We start from the raw sequence: 23727 nt of genomic DNA on the forward strand, positions 1-23727 counted from the left end.
ATGCAAAAAAGAACTGTTCAAGCGATGAAGACATTTGTAATGATCACTTTAATCTCATTTATAGCAACACTAATCATTTATTTTCCTTTTATTAAAGATTGGATAAGTAAGGGATATGTATTTAGTGGTGTTGGTGATGGTTTTAGACAAATGATGCCTTTTCAAATGTATTTATATGAACATTACACACAATTAAAAGGATTTTATGATCACTCATTTGGTTTGGGTGGCGATTATGTTAAAAGTCTTGCCTATTATTATTCGCTATCGCCAACAATGTGGTGTAACTTTATCATGATATGGTTGGGCGAACGCTTATTACATTGGAATCCTCATGTCATTGGATTTTGGCCATTCAATCAACTTATTGTTGCTTTAGGTCGTTCACTATTGACATTTATTTGTGCATTTTATTATTTTAGATATTTAAAATTAAAACAAGCACCCTTGATGATAGCCACGATTTTATATGGCGCATCAACTGTTGGTCTTTATTATAATTTCACGTGGTCATTTTATGGAGATTTATTAATTTTTTTACCACTCTCATTGTGGGGGATGGAAAGATTTTTTCAACGTGGTAAGATAGGCGTTTTTATCGTCGCAATAGCTATAACATTATTTTCTAATTTCTATTTTAGTTATTATCAAGCGATTGTTTTAGGAATATATTTCTTATTACGTATTATTTTTGAATATCGCTATGATATCGTTACACGTTGGCAAAAGTTTTATCTACTTATGTTTGGTACGATACTAGCACTATTTTCAAGTATCATTGGCTTTTATACGGGAGTATCATCCTTTTTAAATAATGACAGACAACAAAACTCTGATTTTAAAATCAGTCTGTTTACCGATTTAACACAGGATAATTATTATATTTTTTCTAATGGCTTTTACATCACAATTTCGATTATTGCACTTGTCGCTTTGTTAAGCTTCAAGTTGTATAAGCATTATTATTATAAATTATTCGCGATCATCACTTGGTTTTTATTAATCGGATCATTAACACAATATTTTGATAGCGCATTTAATGGCTTTTCATTGCCTCAAAGGCGTTGGGTATACTTCTTAGTGCTTTCAACAAGTGCTTTAATGGCTTTATATATCCAACATATATCAGAATTATCGATAAAACAGTATTGCTTTACTGCTATTCCTGTATTTATCTTTGGCTTATGTCGATATCTATTTGCGGAACATTTTGTCAATTGGATGCTAATCTCACTCATACTTATTATTATCTTAGCCTTGTTAGTTTGGAGAAAAAAATGGCTTTATCATCCATTGGTTTTACTTGGTATCGTTGTCATCTTCTTTGTTCAACAAGTCGTGATGACAATTGAATCAAGTAAACGTACGATAGGTCCATACTCAACGACGATGTCAACGATCACAGATCCAAGTTATTATAATACGAAGCTTGCAAAAGTAATTCAGCAGATTAATCACAAAAATAACAATCCACTACATCGTATTGATTATATGTCATTCTATGCTTTAAACTCACCATTTATTTATCATTATAACGGCATATCCTTATATTCAAGTATTTTTGATGGAAGTATCTTAAACTACTATGATCATCTTATGCAAATCAATATGCCGGTTGATAAAAATAGTACATATCGTTATTTGAGTAATCGTGCGAATTTAGAAGCACTCTGGAATGTTCAAGATCGTTTTAGACATCCAAATGATCTCAATATACCCTATGGATTTAAAAAGATAGACACTATTAAATACGGTAATGATACATTAATCCATTCTAAAAACACAATAAACTATCCTGCAGCCCATGTAACAAATAAAGTATTTAATGCGTCTGATTTAAAATCACCGTTAGATAGAGAGCAAGCCATGTTACAAGGCATCGTCCCTAGCGATGCTTCAATTAAAGCAAACACAGCGTTTAAAGCTAATCAAAATTTAATAGATGAAGCAAAGCGGTCTACTCATAATGCAACTTGGCAAAATCATTCTCATTTAAAAGTAGATAAAAATAACGGTGGCGTTACGTATACCTTACCTAAAAACGTAGCTAAAAAATATAAAGATTTATATGTTGAAATGGATGTTGAGTTGCTCACACCTGATAAAAATCATGAAGTTGGTGTAAATGAATATGCGCAAAATCGTAATGAATTAACATACAAATATCGTCGTTTTGTTACACCCGTCACGATGCGTGTAAAAGCGGCTGATAAGCTAAATATACATCTATCTCAAGGAACTTATCGCTTATCAGTTAAAGGAATATATGGCGAAGATTACTCGTCCTTGCAACAATCAGCAAAAGACTTAAAAGCTGTTAGTGTAAAAGAAAATAAAAACGGTTATACGATTTCGAAATCAAAATCAACATCTGGCTATGTCGTTCTCCCTATGGTTTATGCAGATGGCATGAAGGCTACTGTAAATGGTCGCCACGAAGATGTTAAGAAAGTGAATGGTATTATGACAGCAATTCCAGTTAACAAAGGAGACACACATATCAGATTAACCTATACACCTCCACACTGGCATTTACTTTTCATCATGAGTATACTTGGAATATTTTTAAGTATTGCATTTCGTTTTTGGGTTAAAAGAAAAGTATAACAAACCGGGACAGAAAACCTAAAATTTATAAGGAGCGGCACAGATTCATAATCAAGTCTGTTCCGCTCCTTATTATAGGACTAAATATTAACATGTATCTGTGACTTTTTATTCTATGAGCACTTTTATAGCCTATTTCAAATTGAAAAACTTCCAGCCTCTGCAAACCATACATGAGGCTGGAAGTTCTTGTATATGACAAGCATTACACTAACCCTTGTCTTATCATTACCTTCGATATGCTGATTAACGAATTTCTTGGATTCTAGCAGCTTTACCACGTAAATTACGTAAGTAGTATAATTTAGCACGACGAACTTTACCACGACGTTTAACTTCGATTTTTTCGATTTTTGGCGTGTGTAATGGGAAAGTACGTTCCACACCAACACCTGAAGAAATTTTACGAACTGTAAATGTTTCAGAAATTCCTCCACCACGGCGTTTAATTACAACACCTTCGAAAACTTGGATACGTTCACGTGAACCTTCAATAATACGTACGTGTACACGTAAAGTGTCACCTGTACGGAATGAAGGTAAATCTGTACGTAATTGTGATTTTGTTACTGCTTCAATTAACTTATGATTACTCATTATAATTTCTCTCCTTCAACCTATGTTCTTGCCTAGACAAAAGTATAGCAGCGGATCATAGTGATTTTTAGTGTCTTTTCACACTTAAACTATGTTAGCACATGGTCAGCCTTTTTTCAATTGCTTTTTAAAGCTTTCTATTATTTCTTTATCTTGTTCACTTAGAGGATAAGCCATTAATAAATCCGGACGCTTAAGATATGTGCGTATAAGTTTTTGTTTATGTCTCCATTTTTCAATGTGTGCATGATTTCCTGATAATAATACGTCGGGTACAGTCATACCTTGAAATTCTCTTGGACGCGTGTATTGCGGGAATTCTAGTAAGCCATCTGAAAACGAGTCGTCTTGATGAGATTGTTGGTTACCAAGGACACCAGGAATTAAGCGCACAATAGCGTCCGTCATAGTCATAGCTGGTAGCTCACCACCTGTTAAGACATAATCACCCATAGAAATTTCATCTGTAACAAGATGTTCTCGAATACGTTCATCATATCCTTCGTAATGACCGCAAATAAAGACAATATGCTCAGTCGAGCTTAGTTCTTGCGCAATCTTTTGTGTAAATGGACGCCCTTGAGGACACATCAGGATAACACGTGTCTCATCATTATGCTGAATATCTTTCATTGCATTGAACACAGGTTCTGGCTTCAGCACCATACCTTGCCCACCACCAAAAGGGTAGTCATCAACTTGATTATGTTTATTGACTGCATAATCTCTAAAATTAATTGTATTCACATTGATGATTCCTTTATCCTGTGCACGTTTTAAAATCGAATGGTTAAGCACGCCTTCAAACATTTCGGGGAATAACGTTAAATAATCAATTTTCATTAATCTAACAACCCTTCTAACGGTGTGATCATAATCGTTTTATTTTCAATATCAACATCTTTAACTACATCAGCAATATAAGGAATCATATATTCCTTATCGCCTTTTACTACCCAGACATCATTCGCACCGGTTTCAATAATATTTGTGACACGCCCAATAGGTATTTCTCCATTAAAAACCGTACATCCTATGATGTCAGAATAATAAAATTCATGCTCTGCTAATTCAATGCCTTCATGATCTCGCTCTTGATACAAATAGTCACCTTTATATGATTCAACATCATTGATATTATCAAATCCTTCAAATTTTAGCATGTGGAAGCCTTTATGAATACGATATGATGTCACTGTTAACTCAACATTGTCGTTATTGTGCTTTAAGGTTAATACTTCTCCTGGTTGAAAACGCGTATCTGTAAAATCAGAATGAGATTTTACTTTTACTTCGCCCTTAATACCATGCGTATTTACAATCTGTCCAACTTCAACTTGCATTATCTTCGCTCCCTCGGTCATTAAAGTTATGAATGCCGCTAACTATATACTTTTACCTTTTTAAAATAGGCCGAGACAGTTATGTTTGTCCCGGCCTTTATAAAATTCAGCAATTATAGTACAAGCTAATTATTTAGCGTGTTTTTGTTCGTCAAATTTTTTCATAATACCTTCTTTTGATAAAATATTATGAACTGTATCTGTTGGTTTTGCACCATCTTTTAACCATTTTAATGCTAATTCTTCATCGATTTTAACTTCTGGTGCATTAACATGTGCTGGATTGTATGTACCGATTTGTTCGATAATACGTCCATCACGTGGTGCACGTGCATCTGCTACTACGATACGATAAAATGGATTTCTTTTAGAACCTAAACGTGTTAAACGAATTTTAACTGCCATTGATAAAACGCTCCTTTAAATTTCAATATTTATTTTCTACAAGAATAAATATTAACAGGTCTATTATACTTTGTAAAGAGTTTTTTCTTTACCAATTTTAACTCTGTAAATGTATCTCACTTTTTTGACCAATGTGCTATTAAAAGTGTTGTTATCATAAAGCTTAAATCATCTGTTAAATTTGAAGATAATATTATCTCAATGCCATCGCTTATTAAAGTCTATTATAAATGATTAATTTTAGTTCGTGTTGCTGATTGAATACTTTTACCGATTGCTGCTCTTTTTGTATATATAATTTTTCATTAATCTGAATAGGTCGTTGATATTTTACTTTGAAGGAAGACCATGTCAGTTGATAATTTTGAAAAATATATTCACAAACAAGTTGTCCTGGCACAATATGTGAGTGTAATGGATTTTTATCATGAACAAGCCTTAAATATGTGTGTACCATCTTTGAATCAAACTGCACCGCTACCACCTTCTTTAATAAAGGTTTGCTCAATTTCAACACATACCTCTTCTTGTATAATAAGCTGTAAACAAAACTGATATTTTGTAATATTCTTGATTTGACGTTGTGATATACACGTTAAATGTGCATGGTATGACTGATCGACAATTAACTCTTTATTTTTAGCCACACGAGTTTCAGTTAATATGATTTTATCGTTAAGAAACTGGCTAAATAAATCAAAATGAGGCCATAGTTGTGCACACATCAATACAGGTACTTTGCCGGTATATTGTTGTTGGAATAAAGCGCAATATGCACGTACATCCGCTTCAATAAATTGAATGGTTTTAAAAGTGTTCTCGTTGTAAGAGGGCCGCATTACCCATTCCTCCTCCAATGCCCATTGTAGCAATGCTCGTCATCTTATCTTCCATATTAAATAAGCGTGTTATTAGCGCTGCACCACTCGCTGCGTATGGATGACCAGTCGCTATCGCACCTCCCCAAATATTGAGTTTATCTATAGGTATATGTAATTGTTGCTGACAAGCTAATACCTGTGAACTAAATGCCTCATTAATTTCAAATGTATTAATATCATTTATAGAAAAAGGCGTTTGTGTTAATAATTGTTGGACAGCAGCAACTGGACCAATGCCTAGCATGGTTGGATCAACACCTTTTGTTACAGCTTGCTTAAAGACGAGTCCTTCGCTAAATCCAAATCGTTTTGCGAGTTGTTTCTCTAAGACCAATATCAAAGCTGCACCATCATTTTTCATACAACTATTTCCTACAGTTACCGTTCCTCCTGGCAAAAGTGGCTTAAATCGACTAAATTTAGCTGGTGTTAATCGTGGTTTTAAACTTTCATCTTGCGCAAAAGTTTGTCCTTTTGAGTGAATCGGAACAATCTCTTTCTTAATTTTACCGTTTTGATAAAAGGATGCAGTCTTCTGATGACTGCGAAAAGCAAATTCATCTTGTTCATCACGGCTTATATGATAATGTTGCGCTACATTTTCAGCCGCTTGAATCATTGAAACATCTTGATTATCAGGTGCAAAAGAAGCACGCTCATAAAATTGAGGTAAGTTAGTATCATAAACTGATTGAGGTCTTTTAATTTTCCAAGGCGCACGACTTGTACTTTCAACGCCACCAGCTAGATATACTGACCCTGCACCACATTGAATCATCCGACATGCATAAATGACACTTTCCAACCCCGAACCACATTGGCGATCCAATGTTAAACCAGGTATGCCGTATTCTAAATTTGCCGTCAACAATGATTTACGTGCCACATTACCTCCATTCCCTACTGTATTACCAATGATAACATCCTGAATATGACCACATATATTGGGATATTTATTCTGATAAAATTGAAATAGTGGAAGTAATAATTGTTCTGGTTCTAAATGTTTAAGTTGACCCGCATACTTACCAAATGCTGTGCGTTTGGCTGCAACAATAACGGCTTCTCTCATGTAGATAATTCCCCTTTTATGTATTTTTCTTGCATCATATGCCGTGCTATTTTACCGCTTTCTGTATAAGTCATTTCTTTAACACGTTGTACGATTGAAGGTATTTCATATCTTGTCACTTTTGAAATTAAATACTGTCGAATATCTTGGTAAGTTAATGCAACCTCTCCCGTATAAAGCAAAACTGCTACTTCACCAAATTTAGCATGCGGTCTACCAATGATGATTGCTTCATCTATATCCGGATGATTATGTAACAGCCGTTCAATACGTGCCGGATAAATATTGTTACCACCAATGATTAAACGTTCATTGTGCCGACTCATTAAATAGAGAAAGCCTTGTTTATCCACATAAGCAAAATCTCCCGTCTCTAGCCAATCAATATGATTGTAGTTTGTATGATCTATATAGCCACTGAAAGCCATTTTACTATTAATGGATAACATACCAATGCCTTGTTTATCTACGTGTGTCAACTTTATATCAACACTTTCACATATCTTTCCAACCGAATCTAATGGCGCATGACGGTTATAGTTATAACTGATAAAACTTGCTTCAGAAGTACCAAAGAATTCTACAACATGAACCGATGGCATTATATCTTGAATACGACGATAAAGTGATGTAGATAATTTTGCGCCACTGCTCAATATCGTGCCTATTGAAATATGCGACAAGTCATAAGTAAGGATTGTCGACAACATGGTAGGTACAACAAATAAGGCCATTGTTGCCTGATTTGTGGATTCAAGTGATTGAATTAATTGCTTAGCATCAAAATCATCTTGCCCGCTAAAAGTACGCCCACTATAAAGTGCATACATACATGTGTAAAGTGTTAATGAGTGCTCTATTGGCCCAGGTGCCACTAAAACATCATGATTTTGACTGATGAGTGTTTCGTTCATTTTATAAGACGCTATCCAAGAAGGTTCATTTCTGTAATAAGCTTTTGGTAACCCTGTTGTCCCTGAAGTAAAACCAATGTGCAATAACTGATTAGGCTGTTGTATTAACGTATCATCATCATAGTATTCCGTTTTATGATAGCCTGAAGCATCAATAATCATATGAATATGACATTGAGTTGTTACATCAGCAACCATAGACTGATGCCATTGCGAATTCATCATTACTGGAATACCTCCAAGTTGATGCACCATAAAATAATGTACTATTCTCACCATTGACGATGGGTGCATTAAGCCTACTCTTTTATTATGTATCGAGTAAGGCATCTCACCACATGCTTGTATTATTTTATGATTAAGTTCTTTATATGTTAAATGATTATTATTTATGATTAATGCACGATTATGAGGTTGTGTTTTACTATATTGCGTTATTTTTGTCATTGTTTCAATCATTATCATCACCATATTGTTAACTATAAATAATTTCGTGTTTACAATTATACATGATGCTATTACTTTTTGGCTAAAAAAACATACTAAGATTACAAATGGGGACATAATTCCAAAATAAGCGCATAAAATGATTTGAAATTAAAAATCGTCTTTATGCTCCTATGATAGTAGTTAAAAGCACTGAACATTGTTTTAATAGCGGTTAATATAAAAAAAGAAGCAGGCAATTTCTATTGAAAATTAATAGAAATTGCCTGCTTCAACTTGTTAACAATTATTTATTTCCAGACTGATTTTAATGGGTTTAAAATGGTAAATTCATACCTTTTAGCATATTTTGCATTTGGCTACGTTTACCCTTTTTACCCTTGCCACCACCAGTAAATTGTTTCATCATTTTCTTCATATCATTAAATTGTTTCATTAAACGATTGACCTCTTGTAATGAACGTCCAGAACCTTTAGCAATTCGCTTTTTACGTGATACGTTTAACGTTGCAGGATTTGCTCTTTCCATTGGCGTCATGGATTGAATAATTGCTTTAATATGGTCAATTTGCTTATCGTCCATATTTAACTTATTCATACCTTTCATCTTGTTCATACCAGGAATCATTTTCATAATATCATCTAGCGGTCCTAAGTTTTTCACCTGATCTAATTGGTCTAAGAAATCCTCTAACGTAAATGAGGAATCACGCATTTTTTTCTCTAAATCTTTCGCTTTTTCTTGATCAACATCTTGCTGCGCTTTTTCTATTAAACTTAGAACATCACCCATACCTAAAATACGTGAAGCCATACGTTCAGGATGGAACAGCTCTAGTCCATCCATTTTTTCACTCATACCGACAAATTTAATTGGTTTTTGTGTCACTGAACGAATAGATAACGCTGCACCACCGCGTGTGTCCCCATCTAACTTTGTTAATGTCACACCAGTTACATCTAGCTGTTCATCAAATGATTGTGCTACATTAACTGCATCTTGACCTGTCATTGCATCGACAACTAACATGACTTCATCTGGTTTAGAAATCGCTTTAACTTCTTGTAATTCATTCATTAATGCTTCATCGATATGCAAACGACCAGCTGTATCGATAATGACAAAATCTAAATGTTCCTCTTTGGCATGTTTTAAAGCATTTTCAACAATTTGTTGTGGTTTAACTTGATCACCTTCACTGTATACTGGAACATCTAGTTGTTTACCCACTGTTTGTAACTGATCTATAGCAGCTGGACGATAAATGTCTCCTGCTACAAGCATTGGCTTTTTATTGTATTTTTTACGCATTAAAAGGGCTAATTTACCAGCAGTAGTTGTTTTACCTGCACCTTGTAAACCTACCATCATCACTACAGTTGGTGGTTTGTTTGCCATTTTAATCGTCGTATTTTCACCACCCATGAGCTGTGTTAACTCATCTTGGACTATTTTTATTACCTGTTGACCAGGCGTTAATGACTGCATGACATCTGAGCCTAATGCGCGTTCTGACACAGTATTAATAAATTGTTTTACAACCTTAAAGTTAACATCTGCTTCTAACAATGCGAGTCGTACTTCACGCATCATTGTTTTAATATCAGCTTCTGTTACTTTTCCTTTACCACGCATTTTTTGCATCGTGGCTTGCAATCGCTCGGACAATCCTTCGAATGCCATGATATTGCCCTCCTTATTTATTCTAGTTCTTCTAATTGTTCAATATAGTCTTTTACTTTATCTGGTTGATGTATGACTTGCTTCATTTGATAGTATAGTTGACGTCGTTGTTCAAATTTTTCATATAGTTTAAGCTTCTGCTCATAATCTTCTACTAGATCACCAGTTCTTCTTATATTATCATAAACTGCTTGCCTGCTCACTTCAAATGTATCCGCAATTTCGCTTAATGAAAAATCTTGTAAATAGAAGAGTTCCAAGTAATTGCGTTGTTTTTTGGTTAATAATGCTTGATAGAAATCAAATAAATAATTCATGCGTAACGTTTTGACTAAATCATAATCACTCATGGTTATTTCCCTCATTAGCTGCTGTTTCTTGTTGTTGCTCAGGTATTTCTTCATTTTGTTCAATCATATCAGCAAATAAACCATATACATAGCTTTCAGGATTGAAAGGTTGTAAATCGTCAAGTTGTTCACCTAGACCCACGTATTTCACTGGAATATGCAATTCATTTCTAATGGCTAAGACGATACCACCTTTAGCAGTACCATCAAGTTTCGTAAGCACAATACCTGATACATTTGTAACTTCTTTGAATGAACGGGCTTGTGATAACGCATTTTGTCCTGTCGTAGCATCCAGACATAGTAATGCTTCATGCGGTGCACCTGGCACAGCTCTACCAATAACACGTTTCATTTTATCTAATTCTTGCATCAAGTTCGCTTTGTTTTGTAAACGTCCAGCCGTATCACAAATTAAAATATCCACGCCTTTATTTTTCGCTGCATTAATAGCATCATACATGACAGCTGCAGGGTCTGAACCTTCACTTTGGCTTACAACATCAACGCCAACACGTTCTCCCCATACTTTAAGTTGTTGAATAGCGCCGGCTCTAAATGTATCTCCAGCAGCGAGCATTACTTTTTTGCCTTCCATTTTATAACGATATGCTAATTTACCAATAGTTGTTGTTTTACCCACACCATTAACACCAACCATTAAAATAACATTCAAGCGACCATCTTCGAGATTCATCACTTCTGATTGGTCATCCTCTTGATGATAAATTTCGACAATTTTTTCAACAATTACTTCTCTTAAATCAGCTGTGTCTTGAATATTACGTCGTTGTGCTTCCGTACGCAATTCATCAGTTAACTGCATTACCGTATTGAAACCAACGTCAGCAGTGATTAGCATTTCTTCTAAAGCTTCAAAGAAATCTTCATCTACTTTACGATAGCGTGCTATAAGATTATTTAATTGTTCTTGGAAATTTTGTCGTGACTTTTCAAGACCAGCTTTAAATTTAGCACCAATTTTTTGTGCCTCAATTTCTTCAAAGTCTTCAATTGATATTAAGCCATCTTCATCAAAATCAGCTTCGCTCAATTTTCTCGGTTTCTTTTTAGCTGGTTCTGAATCAGCTGGACTATCGGCCGATGTATCTGATGAGAGTTGTTGTTCCTCATCACTTTTATCTGTTAAATCTCTTTCTTTATCATCATTAGGCTTACTAGAAAACTTATCTTTTAATTTTTTAAAAAAACTCATTCTAGTTCCTCCTTCATTACTTCATCTATAGTGTTTAAGTTTACGCTAACTAAATTCGATACCCCAGATTCTTGCATCGTAACACCGTATAGTCTATCAGCATATTCCATCGTACCTTTACGATGTGTAATAACGATAAACTGTGTTTCATCTGATAATTCATTTAAATACCGGGCATAGCGAATAACATTAGCTTCATCAAGCGCTGCTTCAACCTCATCTAAAATAACAAAAGGTGCAGAACGAACTTTCAATATTGCAAAGAGTAAAGCAATCGCACTTAATGCACGTTCACCACCACTAAGTAAAGATAGATGTTGTAAATTCTTACCTGGCGGTTGCACAATAATATCTACACCTGCTGCTAAATAATCATCTTCGGTCAATTCTAACTTAGCATGTCCACCACCAAATAGCGATTTAAAGACGTTTGTAAAATGTGTTTGTACTTGATGGAATGTTGCTTTAAAGCGTCCTGCAACCTCTTGGTCCATTTCTGAAATAATTTGTTCCAGTGTTTCTTTAGCTTCTCTTAAATCGGTACGCTGCTCATTTAAAAAGGTATAGCGTTCATTGAGTTCCTCAAATTGTTCAATTGCATTGATATTGACATGTCCTAGTTCATCGATAGACATTTTTGTAAGTTTAACCTTTTTACGCAATGACTCAATCGGCTCTTCAGCTTTATATAAATCACGTGCACGCTCAACAGTCAATTGATACTGTTCATTAAGGTGTTCAATTGCGTGATTAATCAGCACATCAAGTTTAGATTGCTTTGCTTTAATATCTTGGTAATAACTCTCTATTGATAAAATATCTTGATGATAGCTTTGTAATTGCTGTTCACTGTCTTCAATATTATTATTTAATAATTGTCGCTGTTCTTTAAGTTCCGTTAATTTATCGTTTAATATGGTTCTTTCTTGTTGCTTATCGTTGATTTGAGCTTGTAATTTATCAAATACTTCTTGCCCCATCATCTCATCTGAATTAAATAATTTAATTTTGTCAGCAACATTGGTCATTTCTTTTGTTGTTTGTGCTTGTTGCTGTGTGAGACGTTCTAAAGCATCACGTTGCGTTTGAATTCGCTCTTTGATAACTGCAAGATCTGAACGTTTTTGGTTCAATGTTTGCTGTGTTTGAGTCGTTGATGCCTTATCTTCTTTTGTTAATTGCGTATAATGCTCAATGTCATTTTCTAATTGAGTTAACTTTGTTTGTATTGTCTGTAAACGCTGTTGTTTCTCTACTAAGGTTTGACGACTATTTTCACTTCGGTAGCCATCATTTTTCTCAAACTCAAATTCTTCATGTTCATCTTTTAAATGTTGTTCTTGTGTTGTTAAGCGGTCTAATGATAATTCGTAATTGTGTACTTGCGCTTTGAATTGATTAAACTGTTGACTTACTTCTAAATATTGATTACCTAACTGTTCAGTTTGCGATTTCTGTTGTTGTAACGCTTGTTCAAATTGTTGAGTTTGTCTTTCATATTCTTGTAGTTGTGCACGCATTTGACTTAATTCATCTTTTTGGGTCAATATGCTTTTCGTTTTACGAGCGCCTCCACCAGTCATAGAGCCGCCTGGGTTAACAATATCTCCCTCTAACGTCACAATACGCGTCCGATAATGAATTTGACGAGCCAAATCATTCGCGTGTTTTAAATTATCAATAATAATCGTGTTTCCTAATAAATTCTCAACAATATTGCGATATGATGCATGAACATTAACCGCATCTGCAGCAATATTCACAAACCCTTCTGCTTGTTGTGCAGTTTGTTTAATTTCTTGCGCAACTCGGCGAGGTTGTATCACATTCAGCGGTAAAAACGTTGCACGTCCTAAGTTACGTTGCTTCAAATATTGAATTGCATGACGCCCATCTTGTTCAGATGTCACAATAATATGTTGAAGTGAAGCACCTAGAGCCGTTTCTATCGCTTGAGTTAATTGCGAAGGTACTTGGATAACTTCGGCTACAGCACCATGGATTCCATCTAATGCTTTATCTTTCGCTTTTAGCACATGTTTGACCCCATTAAAGAAATAAGTATAATCCTCTTCTTGAATAGCTAAACTATCAATTCTTGACTTTAACTTATCTGTATAACGATAGGCTTGATATAATTGATTTTCTTGTTCTGTTTGACGTTTTTTAGCTTGGGTCATTTGTTGCTCAAGGCGTTTAATTTCATTTTCAGCATGGGTTAACTTTGATTTAGCTTGCTTATATGCTTTTGTAGTTTCTGCCACATCATTTTGTATTTCTTTTAATTGGTTAAACGCTTCTAGTAATCGTGAATCAAGACGTGATTTTTTAGCTTCATTTTCACTAATTGTATGTTCTAAAAAGCGAATATCATTGTTGACATCTGATTGTTCAGACATCAAAGCGTAGTAGTCGTTTTTGATGTTCTCTAATTTTTCATCATGTTGTTCATCCGAAGAATATAACTGACTCTCTAACGTTTGAATTATTGAATTTAACTCTTTTTGTTTCTTTTTTAGTGTTTCAAGTTGTTCCTTTGCTTGCTGTTCTTCTATCTTTAGCTTGTCTAATTGTTGTTGCAAATTGTCCTGTTCTTCTTCATAACGGGCATTGGTAGCCGACTGATTCTTTTTGCGCTCTTCAAGTACATTCAATTGACCAGAAAATTTTTCATAATCTTCAGTTGTCTGTACTAAATCTTTATTTAACTGTTCCAGTTGATTGTCTATATGTTGACGAGTACCTTTATATTTTTGTAATTGTTGTTTTACTTGTGCTTGACTGCTTTCCTTTTGAGCTTGTTGACTTTTTAGCTCGTTCAAGCGTCCATCCAACTGCTCATTGTCTTCAGTATAAGTATCGATATCATAAACAGTAACGATTACATCGCTTTCTTTCATTTCTTTCGTCAATTGCAAATATTCTTTTGCGATGGCAGCTTCTTCTTTTAAAGGCTCAACGCGTCCCTCTAAATCATATAGAATATCTTCCACACGTGTGAGGTTATCTTCAGTTTGATCAAGTTTCTGAACTGACTCTGCCTTACGCTTTTTATACTTTAATACACCTGCAGATTCTTCAAGAATTTGACGACGATCTATTGGTTTCGCGTTTAAAATTTCATCAACTCGACCTTGTGAAATAATGCTAAAAGCATCTTTACCTAACCCAGAATCTAAAAATAAATCTACAATATCCTTTAATCTAGCACGCTCATTATTTAAAAAATATTCACTTTCACCACTGCGATATAAACGTCGAGTGACAACGACTTCATCTGCATCTATTTGCAAATCTTTTTTGGCATTATCCAAATGTAGTTTTACTTCAGCAAAATTTTGTGCCTTACGATGTTCTGCACCAGAAAAAATAATATCTTCCATTTTAGAACCACGTAAAGATTTGGCTGATTGTTCACCCAACACCCATTTAATCGCATCGGTGATATTACTCTTACCGCTTCCATTTGGCCCTACGATAGCAGTGACGCCTTTATCAAACTGTACATTTGTATGTTCTGCAAATGATTTAAAGCCAATGGCATCTATTGATTTTAAATAAACCATGTTAATCTCCTCAATCTTTACCTCGTTGTTAAGTTATAAACATAAAGCTTGTTAACAGCTTATTTTAAACATTGTCGAAATGCCATTATTTATGTTGTCGCATAATATGATATGCGCGTTCAGCTGCTTTTTGTTCTGATTCTTTTTTAGTCTTTCCTTGACCATGTGCTATCGCTTGTTGTTCTAATATCACTTCAGATGTAAACAAACGGTGATGTGCTGGCCCTTCTTCTTTAACAAGACGATACATCACATCCCCTTTATTTTGACTATGAACAAATTCCTGGAACTGCGTTTTAAAATCTACAACTCCAATAAGTTCATCATCTTCTACATAAGGGAAAATTACTTTTTCAGCAAAATGCCACACAGCTCCTAATCCTTGATCCAAATAAAGTGCACCGACAAATGCTTCAAAGGCATCAGAAATAAGTGAAGGGCGTGTGCGACCACCCGTTTTTTCTTCTCCTTTACCTAATAATATTAATTGGTTTAATTGAATTTTATTAGCAAATATTACAAGTGAGGGCTCACATACAATTGTTGCACGCATTTTTGTCAAATTGCCTTCCGGTAAGTTCGGATGTTTATCAAATAAATAACGTGAAACCGTCACTTCTAATACCGCATCTCCTAAAAATTCTAATCGTTCATTATGCTCCAAACGATTCATATTAAAATCATTAATAAAGCTAGAGTGAGAAAACGCTTGTTGGTACAATTTTATATTATCAAAATGGATACCTAATTCATTCATCTTTTGTTCAAACCGTTGTCTGAAATCTTTAATCATCTCATCTTTTTTTACGTTAGCCACACAGATACCTCCTAATTCAGTGTATAATAAAACACTTCACTCCCTATTTTAAGTGAATTAAATTAAAAACTAAAGAAAAAATCTGAGCCATCTCCTCGACGACCCAGATGTCATTTTATTATTTTTCAAGACTGTTAATATATTTAACAGCATCACCAACAGTGTTGATTTTTTCTGCTTCTTCATCTGGAATTTCAGTACCAAATTCGTCTTCTAATTCCATTACTAATTCAGCGATATCAAGTGAGTCAGCGCCTAAATCATCTTTAAAAGATGCGTCTTCTGTTACTTTATCAGCATCTACACCTAAACGGTCAACGATGATATCCTTTACTTTGTCGAAGTTTTCCACGTCGATTCACCTCCTTTAAAAAGTCCATTCATAGACTATTACATTTTCCCATTTTAAAAGCCAAAATACAAGCTAAAGTTTTATGGTAATTTTAAAATGCTGCTTGAATTTTAGACATAGTTAAATCTGGTTATTCTACTTAGCATGACGTAAATATTTTAAATGAACATGCGATATATACTTTACATATACATGCCGCCGTTAACATGAATGGTTTGACCTGTAATATATTTAGCTTTATCTGATGCTAAAAAGGCGACAGTATTAGCGATATCAGTATCTTGACCAAATCTAGCTAATGGTATTTGTTGTAGCATTTGTTCTTTAAGATCATCGTTAAGTGCGTCGGTCATATCTGACACAATAAATCCTGGGGCTACTGCATTAACAGTAATACCTCGTGAAGCAAGCTCACGTGCAGCAGATTTAGTCAAGCCGATCACACCTGCTTTAGTAGCAACATAATTCGCTTGTCCTGGATTTCCTACTGCTCCAACAACACTAGATAAATTGATAATTGCACCACTGCGTTGACGCAACATTTGTGGCGTCACTTTTTGAATACAATTGAATGTACCTTTTAAGTTGGTATCAATCACATCATCCCATTCTTGTTCTTTCATACGCATTAATAAATTATCTCTTGTAATACCAGCATTATTAACAAGCACATCAATCGCGCCAAATTGTGCTACAACTTCTTTTATCATCGCTTTTACTTCATCACCATTTGCTACATTTGCTTGTATCGCAAAAGCATCCACACCAAGTTCTTTTATTTCGGATACGACTTCCTCTGCTTTTTCTTTATTGCCAGCATAATTTACTGCAACATTGTAACCTTCACTTGCTAATTGTAATGCAATGCTTCGTCCAATTCCGCGAGAAGCACCTGTAACTAATGCACTTTTAGCCATTTTGATTCCATCCTTTCACATCTTCTATAGTTTGAATTGACGTTAATTTAACATCTCGGTTAATTTTTTTGATTAACCCTGATAGTACTTTTCCTGGTCCTATTTCAATAAAATGATCGACACCTTGTGCAAGCAACCATTCAATAGATTGAATAAATTGTACTGGTGAATATAATTGCTTAACCATATTTTCTTTAATCACTTGTGCATCTGTCTCACCCAGTGCATTCACATTTTGTACTACTGGGAATTTGGCATTCTGCCATTCAAATCGATCAATATATGTAGAAAATGCATCTTCAATGACCTGCATCATTGAAGAATGAAATGGTCCAGAAACAGCTAAAGGCATTACGCGTTTTGCTCCTAAAGCTTTTCCTTCTTCTACAAGCTTATCTATTAAAGTTTTATGGCCAGATACTACAATTTGTCCTGGACAATTAATGTTTGCTGGTTCGATGATTTCATCTTGTGTAGATAAGGTTTGGCATATGTGGTTTACCTCTTCATAGCCTAACCCCAAGACAGCTGCCATGCTACCTACACCATTAGGAAAAGCTTGAGCCATTAATAGACCACGTTTGCGCACAATTTTTACAGCATCCTCAAAGTCAAGTACGCCGGCTGCCACTAAACTAGCATATTCGCCTAGGCTATGTCCTAACGTATAATCTGCATCAATATGTTCTAATGCATGCAGTAATGCAATACTATGCGTAACAAGCGCGGGTTGCGTATATTCTGTTTGACTTAATTTTTGTTCTTGGTCTGTAAACATGGTTTCGAATAAATCAAAATCCATCACTTCTTGGGATTGATTAAGTATCTTCGTTGCAGCTTCATTATGTTGATATAAATCTTCAGCCATACCAACTTTTTGCGCACCTTGACCTGGAAAAATTATTGCTGTTTTACTCATCGTTTGCACCTACCGTTTCTCGCATTGTTTGCACAATATGTTGTTCCCCTGCAATTTTTGCTTGTCTAATTGCAGAGTAAAATGCTCTAGCATTTGATCCTCCATGTGCTTTGACTACCGTACCATCAAGGCCTAATAGCACTGAACCACCGTATTCGGCATAATCCATTTTTTTAGCAAAATGAGCTAAATCTTTCTTTAACACTAAAGCAGCTAATTTATTTTTAAAGCTACTTAATAATGTTTCTTTTAACATCTTGCCAATTGACTTTGCTGTACCTTCAATATTTTTTAATACCATGTTTCCGGTATAACCATCGGTAACAACAACATCTGTCGTGCCATCCATCAACGTCTTAGCCTCAATATTACCAGTAAAATTAAAACTACCATCATCTTGTAATAATGTATAAGATTTTTTCGTTAGGGTATTGCCTTTAGCTGCTTCTGTACCAATATTCAATAATGATACTTTAGGTTCAGCAATACCGCGTATTTTTTGTGCATAAATATTACCTAATTGTGCATATTGCAATAAATGTTCTGGCTTAGCATCAGCATTCGCGCCTACATCCAAGAACACAAATCCTTTACCATTTATTGTTGGCAAAGTAACAACAAGTGCTGGTCTTGCAACACCTTTAATACGTCCAACAATAAATAATCCCGCTGACATTAAAGCACCTGTATTACCAGCAGAAACACAACCATCTGCTTCGCCATTTTTCACTGCTTCAGCCATGCGGACCATAGAGCTATCTTTTTTTCGTTTAATTGCTCTTACAGGCTCATCTTCCATTTCAATTTTTTCCGTACAATGCCTAAATTCTATACGTTCATGATTGAGTGTATATTGTTGCTTATCCCCAAATAGAATGATTTCTAAATCTTTGAAATCTTTAATTGCTTGATCAACTGCTTCTAAAACAATACCAGGTGCATCGTCGCCACCCATCATATCAATTGCAATTTTAACCATTATATTCATCCTCGCTTATATAGAACATTTTAAAATGACCTTTAAAAACTAATATTTCTTTAACATATGATGTAACATCAATATGATAATAGTTTTCACTATGCTTTACCACTTTAGCGCGTGCTCTTACTGTATCATTTAATTTCACTTTCTCGACAAACGTTACATTACTTTCAGATGTTAATACAGTCGGTTTATGAATTAAAGCAACACATAATGAATTCGCTTGTGCAAATAAAATATGTCCTCGTGCGATATTATTCTTTGAAAAGACAGAATCTGAGGCAATATGAATGATCGATTCTGCCTCGATATTGGGATTCATCTTAATGATATCACCAAATATTTCATTTGCTTCTAGTGATTCTAAATGTTGATAATTTTGTTCAGCAACCAATTTGATTCGCTTGCGCAACTCTGGAATTTTGAGATGTGTACGATCTAGTCGTATCGTCTGTATACTGACGCTGAATTGCTCACAAAGTTCATGATCAGTGATAAAAGGGTTATGCTCAATCGCTTGTTGAATGGCGATGCGTCGTTCATTTTTTTTCAATTTCATGCCATCCCCCCTTTTATTTAGTACCAAGTCTTAAACATCTTCACATATCATAACATTTTATATTTAAAAAGCTCAACAAATAACCTAAGTTGAGCTTAAAATTTGCATATGTCATTAGTCAAAACTTGTATGCAACAAATGATCTTCTATAAAGCTGCGTAAATGATGATATGTTGCTGTAAAAAATTCACCAGATTGTATTAATTCAGATGCTTCATCTCGGGCAACTTCTAGCATGCGATAGTCTTCAACTACATTGGCAACCATGAAGTCAGGTAGACCACTTTGTTTGACACCGAAGAAGTCACCTGGACCTCGCATTTCTAAATCTCGTTCACTTAGCTCAAATCCATCATTCGTCTGTGTCATTATCGTCATGCGTTCAATACCAGTTTCAGTCTTTGGGGAAGCGATTAATACGCAATAACTTTGATGTTCACTACGACCCACACGACCACGCAATTGATGTAATGTCGACAATCCAAAACGATCAGCATCATAAATCATCATAAATGTCGCATTTGGGACATTTACGCCTACTTCAACGACGGTTGTTGATACTAATATATCTATTTGATGACAACTAAATTGATTCATTACGTCGTCTTTATCTTCTGTTGATAATTTCCCGTGTAATAGTCCGACACGTTCAGCTCCATAATAGTGCTGCAGCGATTCATAAATAGCGACAACATTTTGCACATCTTCGAGATGTTCAGAACTCTCAATCAACGGACAAATCACATAAGCTTGGCGACCTTTTTGTAACTCTGAAGTCATTTGATGTAATACTTGTTCGTATTGCTCGTGTTTCGCCCAGCTTGTTTTAATAGGCTTTCGTCCTTTAGGCAACTGTTTAATAGAGGATACGTCCATCTCTCCAAAAACAGATATAGCTAGTGTTCTTGGAATAGGTGTTGCAGTCATAAATAAGACATTAGTCATTGCACCTTTTTCTCTCAGTAATTGTCGTTGATTAACACCAAAACGGTGTTGTTCATCAGTGATTACTAATCCTATGTTATTAAACTGAACATCTTCTTGAATCAGAGCGTGTGTACCAATTACACAGTCAATCGTACCTTGTGCTAATTGCTCTAATAACAGCTGACGTTTCTTACCTTTAACCGAACCAGTTAACAGTGCAACATTCATACGTTCACCAAAAAGTTTAACTAAGCTTTCTGCATGTTGCTCAGCTAAAATTTCCGTTGGCACCATAAGTGCAGACTGATATCCAGCTGTTTTTAAGGCATACATACAAATCGCAGCAACTACTGTCTTTCCTGATCCTACATCACCTTGCAATAAACGATGCATTCGAATAGGTGCTTTTAAATCTCTAAATATTTCATTCACACTTTGTTTTTGTGCATCTGTTAAATCAAAAGGCAACACATCTATAAAGTCTTTAACTTGCCTTAAATCATAATTAATTTCTATTGCATTATCTGCGGCCTTTTCTAATCGGTTCAACCACTGCATGCGCAACTCAAACATGAACAATTCCGTAAAGGCATATGTACGTCTTGCACGCAATAACGCAGCCTTATCTTTTGGGTGGTGTAAAATTTTGATTGTTGATTCGAGAGATTCTAGCTTATATTTTGCTTTTAGATCCTCAGAAAGCCATTCATGAATTTTCACATCACGAAGCGCTTCGCGTATCATATCCCGCATATTTTTTTGTTTAATCCCATCTTTAATACGATAAATGGGTTCGAGTTCGTCCTGTTTACTGCTAGACTGATTAAAGAACATACGGTTACCATTTATTTCTTGCTTAGCACGATTCCATTTCCCTTTAACCGTAACTCGTTGATTTAAGGCGATTTTATTTTTTAAATAAGGTTGATTGAAAAACACACATTTAACAGCAATATTGTTAATCATTAAATGTATCGTTAATTTTGATTTATTACGTCCAAAAAATGCAACGGTTGGCATTGAATAAACTTCACCCTCAACTGTTACCATCGTTTGATCTTCAGCCGTCGATAAATCAACTACTGTATTGTCTTCATAGCGTGTAGGTAAATACAACACTAAGTCACCAACTGAATATATATTTAGTTCATTTAATATTGCTATACGTTTAGGGCCTAGTCCTTTTATATGAGACAATGGATACGGGCTCTCTATTAAATTTACCTTAGTCATATCAATCACCTTATTATATCTAAATTATGACAAGCTTTATTTATATTTGATTCGTTTATTTTTCATATTATTCACTACACTTATGTTACCATCTTATATTTTAAAATAGAAAGAGAGCGCACAGATAAAAATTCTGTAACACTCTCATCATATGAGTTGACTTATGGATACACATCGTACAAATAATACAAATCTCACTATATATCATTTAAATTGTCAACCGTTCACTAATAAATTATCTTCACATATCTGCAATTGAGAACAGATGGTTACAGACTACTCAACTGATAATAAATAGTTGTATATTGGTTGACCACCATCATGGAGTTCAACCTCTAAGTCTGGATAACTTTCCTCAAGCCATTCCGAAAGTTCATCTGTTACGGCTTGTGTTGCATCTTTCCCAGTTATAACCGTTAAAATTTCGCTATCATCTGTTAGCAATTGCTTTAATAAGCCTTGTAATGCAGCAAATTCATCGGCATCACTAATCACAATCTTATCTTCTGCTAAGCCCATAAATTCATCTTTTTTAATTTCAACACCATCAATTTTAGTGTCTCGAACTGCAAACGTTAAAGAACCAGACTGAATAGTTTCAAGTGCCGTTTCCATGTGCGCCTTATTATCTTCTAATGACGAGCCTTCATCATATTGGAATAAAGCTGCGATGCCTTGAGGAATGGATTTGGTTGGAATTACGATTGCCTCAGCATCAACGATACTTGCTGCTTGTTCACTAGCCATTAGAATATTTTTATTATTTGGCAAAATAATAGCACGTTTACATTGTGACTGTTCGATTACTTTAACAATATCTTCTGTTGATGGATTCATCGTTTGTCCACCGCTAATAATGTGTGTTGCACCCATCGATTTAAATAATTCTGAAATGCCTTCACCCATAGAAATAGTAATAATTGCTGTTTCAACTGTTTCGTGCTTATCTTGTTTCTTTTGATTCCCACTAGCTTCTTTGCGAATTACTTCTCGATGTTGCTCACGCATGTTCTCTACTTTTAGCTTGATTAACTCACCATACTGTTGTCCATAGTTAAAAACGTCACCTGGCGTTTCGGTATGTACATGAACTTTTACAATTTCATCATCGTTAATGACAAGTAACGAATCGCCGAATTTACTCATATCACTTCTAAATTCTTGTTCATCGAACGGCTTTTTGTCTTTGCCAAAGCGCACCATCATTTCTGTGCAGTAACCATAAATAATATCTTCTGTATTAATTACACCATGGAAATCATGTTCCTCATTGACAAATGTTTCTGTATCTAATTTAGGTGCTTGAGCTTCAACTTGCTCACCTTTAAGTCCTTTTAAAAAGCCTTCATAAACACATAGTAAACCTTTGCCACCGCTGTCAACAACACCAACCTCTTTTAGTACTGCTAATAAATTAGGAGTGTTATCCAATGATTTTTTAGCTTCTTCAATTGTATGTGTCATAATTTCAATAATATCACTAGTCTCTTCCGCTTTTGCTACAGCACCCTTAGCAGCATCTTTAGCTACAGTTAAAATTGTCCCTTCAACCGGCTTCATCACTGCTTTATAAGCTGTATCTACCCCCGCTTGAAAACTAGCTGCAAATTGTTGTGCATCTATGACTTTAGCATCTTCGATATTTTTACAAAAACCTCTGAATAATTGAGACAAAATAACGCCTGAGTTTCCTCGTGCACCCATCAATAAACCTTTAGAAAACGTTTTGCCCAATTCTCCAATATTTTGAGAAAGATTATTTTCAACTTCTTCTCTTCCAGACGTTATCGTCAGATTCATATTTGTGCCTGTATCACCATCGGGTACAGGATAAACGTTTAATGAATCTACCAAATCTGCATTATTAGATAAATTTTGTGCCCCTTGTATAATCATATCGGCAAATAATTTACCATTTATTTCGCTAATCATTATGATT

The 23727-nt window shown here is 34.9% G+C and carries 21 protein-coding genes; 1 reads left to right on the forward strand and 20 read right to left on the reverse strand.

What is annotated here, in order from left to right; genetic code table 11:
• On the forward strand, positions 1–2607 hold the full coding sequence (locus HMPREF2597_RS10095; protein WP_002478294.1) for a YfhO family protein: 2607 nt from the start codon (positions 1–3) through the stop codon (positions 2605–2607).
• 246 nt (positions 2608–2853) lie between these two features.
• Here the strand turns inward: HMPREF2597_RS10095 and rplS are convergent, their stop codons facing one another.
• The 20 genes from rplS to fakA form a co-directional block, all read right to left on the reverse strand.
• Entirely contained in the window at positions 2854–3204 is a 351-nt protein-coding gene (rplS, locus tag HMPREF2597_RS10100) for a 50S ribosomal protein L19 (RefSeq protein ID WP_002459304.1), read from the reverse strand.
• Between the two features lie 105 nt (positions 3205–3309).
• The gene (gene trmD / locus HMPREF2597_RS10105) at positions 3310–4047 is read right to left on the reverse strand and encodes a tRNA (guanosine(37)-N1)-methyltransferase TrmD (RefSeq protein WP_002459305.1); all 738 of its coding nucleotides are present in this window, start codon (positions 4045–4047) and stop codon (positions 3310–3312) included.
• Entirely contained in the window at positions 4047–4547 is a 501-nt protein-coding gene (rimM, locus tag HMPREF2597_RS10110; protein ID WP_002478295.1) for a ribosome maturation factor RimM, read from the reverse strand. Before rimM ends, trmD begins: the two co-directional genes overlap by 1 nt.
• A gap of 129 nt (positions 4548–4676) precedes the next feature.
• Complete coding sequence (rpsP, locus tag HMPREF2597_RS10115) at positions 4677–4952, reverse strand: 30S ribosomal protein S16 (RefSeq protein ID WP_002459307.1); 276 nt, start codon at positions 4950–4952, stop codon at positions 4677–4679.
• Positions 4953–5166: 214 nt separating this feature from the next.
• Positions 5167–5427: a hypothetical protein gene (locus tag HMPREF2597_RS10120; protein ID WP_002459308.1), complete on the reverse strand. Its 261-nt coding sequence runs from the start codon at positions 5425–5427 to the stop codon at positions 5167–5169.
• The gene (locus HMPREF2597_RS10125) at positions 5417–5791 is read right to left on the reverse strand and encodes a hypothetical protein (protein WP_002459309.1); all 375 of its coding nucleotides are present in this window, start codon (positions 5789–5791) and stop codon (positions 5417–5419) included. Before HMPREF2597_RS10125 ends, HMPREF2597_RS10120 begins: the two co-directional genes overlap by 11 nt.
• The gene (locus HMPREF2597_RS10130) at positions 5760–6905 is read right to left on the reverse strand and encodes an acetyl-CoA C-acyltransferase (RefSeq protein WP_002478296.1); all 1146 of its coding nucleotides are present in this window, start codon (positions 6903–6905) and stop codon (positions 5760–5762) included. The genes HMPREF2597_RS10125 and HMPREF2597_RS10130 overlap by 32 nt, the downstream gene beginning before the upstream one ends.
• Positions 6902–8278, reverse strand: a complete 1377-nt coding sequence (locus HMPREF2597_RS10135; RefSeq protein WP_012990868.1) for an AMP-binding protein — start codon at positions 8276–8278, stop codon at positions 6902–6904. The genes HMPREF2597_RS10130 and HMPREF2597_RS10135 overlap by 4 nt, the downstream gene beginning before the upstream one ends.
• A 304-nt stretch (positions 8279–8582) precedes the next feature.
• Entirely contained in the window at positions 8583–9950 is a 1368-nt protein-coding gene (ffh, locus tag HMPREF2597_RS10140) for a signal recognition particle protein (RefSeq protein WP_002459312.1), read from the reverse strand.
• 17 nt (positions 9951–9967) lie between these two features.
• On the reverse strand, positions 9968–10300 hold the full coding sequence (locus HMPREF2597_RS10145; RefSeq protein ID WP_002459313.1) for a putative DNA-binding protein: 333 nt from the start codon (positions 10298–10300) through the stop codon (positions 9968–9970).
• A complete protein-coding gene (gene ftsY / locus HMPREF2597_RS10150; RefSeq protein WP_002478299.1) occupies positions 10293–11516 on the reverse strand; it encodes a signal recognition particle-docking protein FtsY in 1224 nt (407 codons plus the stop codon). The genes HMPREF2597_RS10145 and ftsY overlap by 8 nt, the downstream gene beginning before the upstream one ends.
• On the reverse strand, positions 11513–15082 hold the full coding sequence (gene smc, locus HMPREF2597_RS10155; RefSeq protein ID WP_002478300.1) for a chromosome segregation protein SMC: 3570 nt from the start codon (positions 15080–15082) through the stop codon (positions 11513–11515). Before smc ends, ftsY begins: the two co-directional genes overlap by 4 nt.
• Before the next feature lie 85 nt (positions 15083–15167).
• Entirely contained in the window at positions 15168–15875 is a 708-nt protein-coding gene (rnc, locus tag HMPREF2597_RS10160; RefSeq protein ID WP_207754609.1) for a ribonuclease III, read from the reverse strand.
• Between the two features lie 142 nt (positions 15876–16017).
• A complete protein-coding gene (locus HMPREF2597_RS10165) occupies positions 16018–16251 on the reverse strand; it encodes an acyl carrier protein (protein WP_001830184.1) in 234 nt (77 codons plus the stop codon).
• 182 nt (positions 16252–16433) lie between these two features.
• Positions 16434–17168 (reverse strand): 3-oxoacyl-[acyl-carrier-protein] reductase, encoded by a 735-nt coding sequence (fabG, locus tag HMPREF2597_RS10170; RefSeq protein WP_002459317.1) that lies wholly within the window; start codon positions 17166–17168, stop codon positions 16434–16436.
• Positions 17161–18087: an ACP S-malonyltransferase gene (gene fabD, locus HMPREF2597_RS10175; RefSeq protein WP_002478301.1), complete on the reverse strand. Its 927-nt coding sequence runs from the start codon at positions 18085–18087 to the stop codon at positions 17161–17163. The genes fabG and fabD overlap by 8 nt, the downstream gene beginning before the upstream one ends.
• Complete coding sequence (gene plsX, locus HMPREF2597_RS10180) at positions 18080–19066, reverse strand: phosphate acyltransferase PlsX (RefSeq protein WP_002478302.1); 987 nt, start codon at positions 19064–19066, stop codon at positions 18080–18082. Before plsX ends, fabD begins: the two co-directional genes overlap by 8 nt.
• On the reverse strand, positions 19059–19628 hold the full coding sequence (gene fapR / locus HMPREF2597_RS10185) for a transcription factor FapR (RefSeq protein ID WP_002459320.1): 570 nt from the start codon (positions 19626–19628) through the stop codon (positions 19059–19061). Before fapR ends, plsX begins: the two co-directional genes overlap by 8 nt.
• Before the next feature lie 114 nt (positions 19629–19742).
• The gene (gene recG, locus HMPREF2597_RS10190; RefSeq protein WP_002478303.1) at positions 19743–21788 is read right to left on the reverse strand and encodes an ATP-dependent DNA helicase RecG; all 2046 of its coding nucleotides are present in this window, start codon (positions 21786–21788) and stop codon (positions 19743–19745) included.
• Between the two features lie 276 nt (positions 21789–22064).
• Positions 22065–23720 carry a fatty acid kinase catalytic subunit FakA gene (gene fakA / locus HMPREF2597_RS10195; RefSeq protein ID WP_002478304.1) on the reverse strand — a complete coding sequence of 552 codons (1656 nt, stop codon included), beginning with the start codon at positions 23718–23720 and terminating at the stop codon, positions 22065–22067.
• Positions 23721–23727: the final 7 nt, after the last annotated feature.

It is taken from the genome of Staphylococcus sp. HMSC063A07 (assembly GCF_001836955.1).
GTDB lineage: Bacteria > Bacillota > Bacilli > Staphylococcales > Staphylococcaceae > Staphylococcus > Staphylococcus lugdunensis.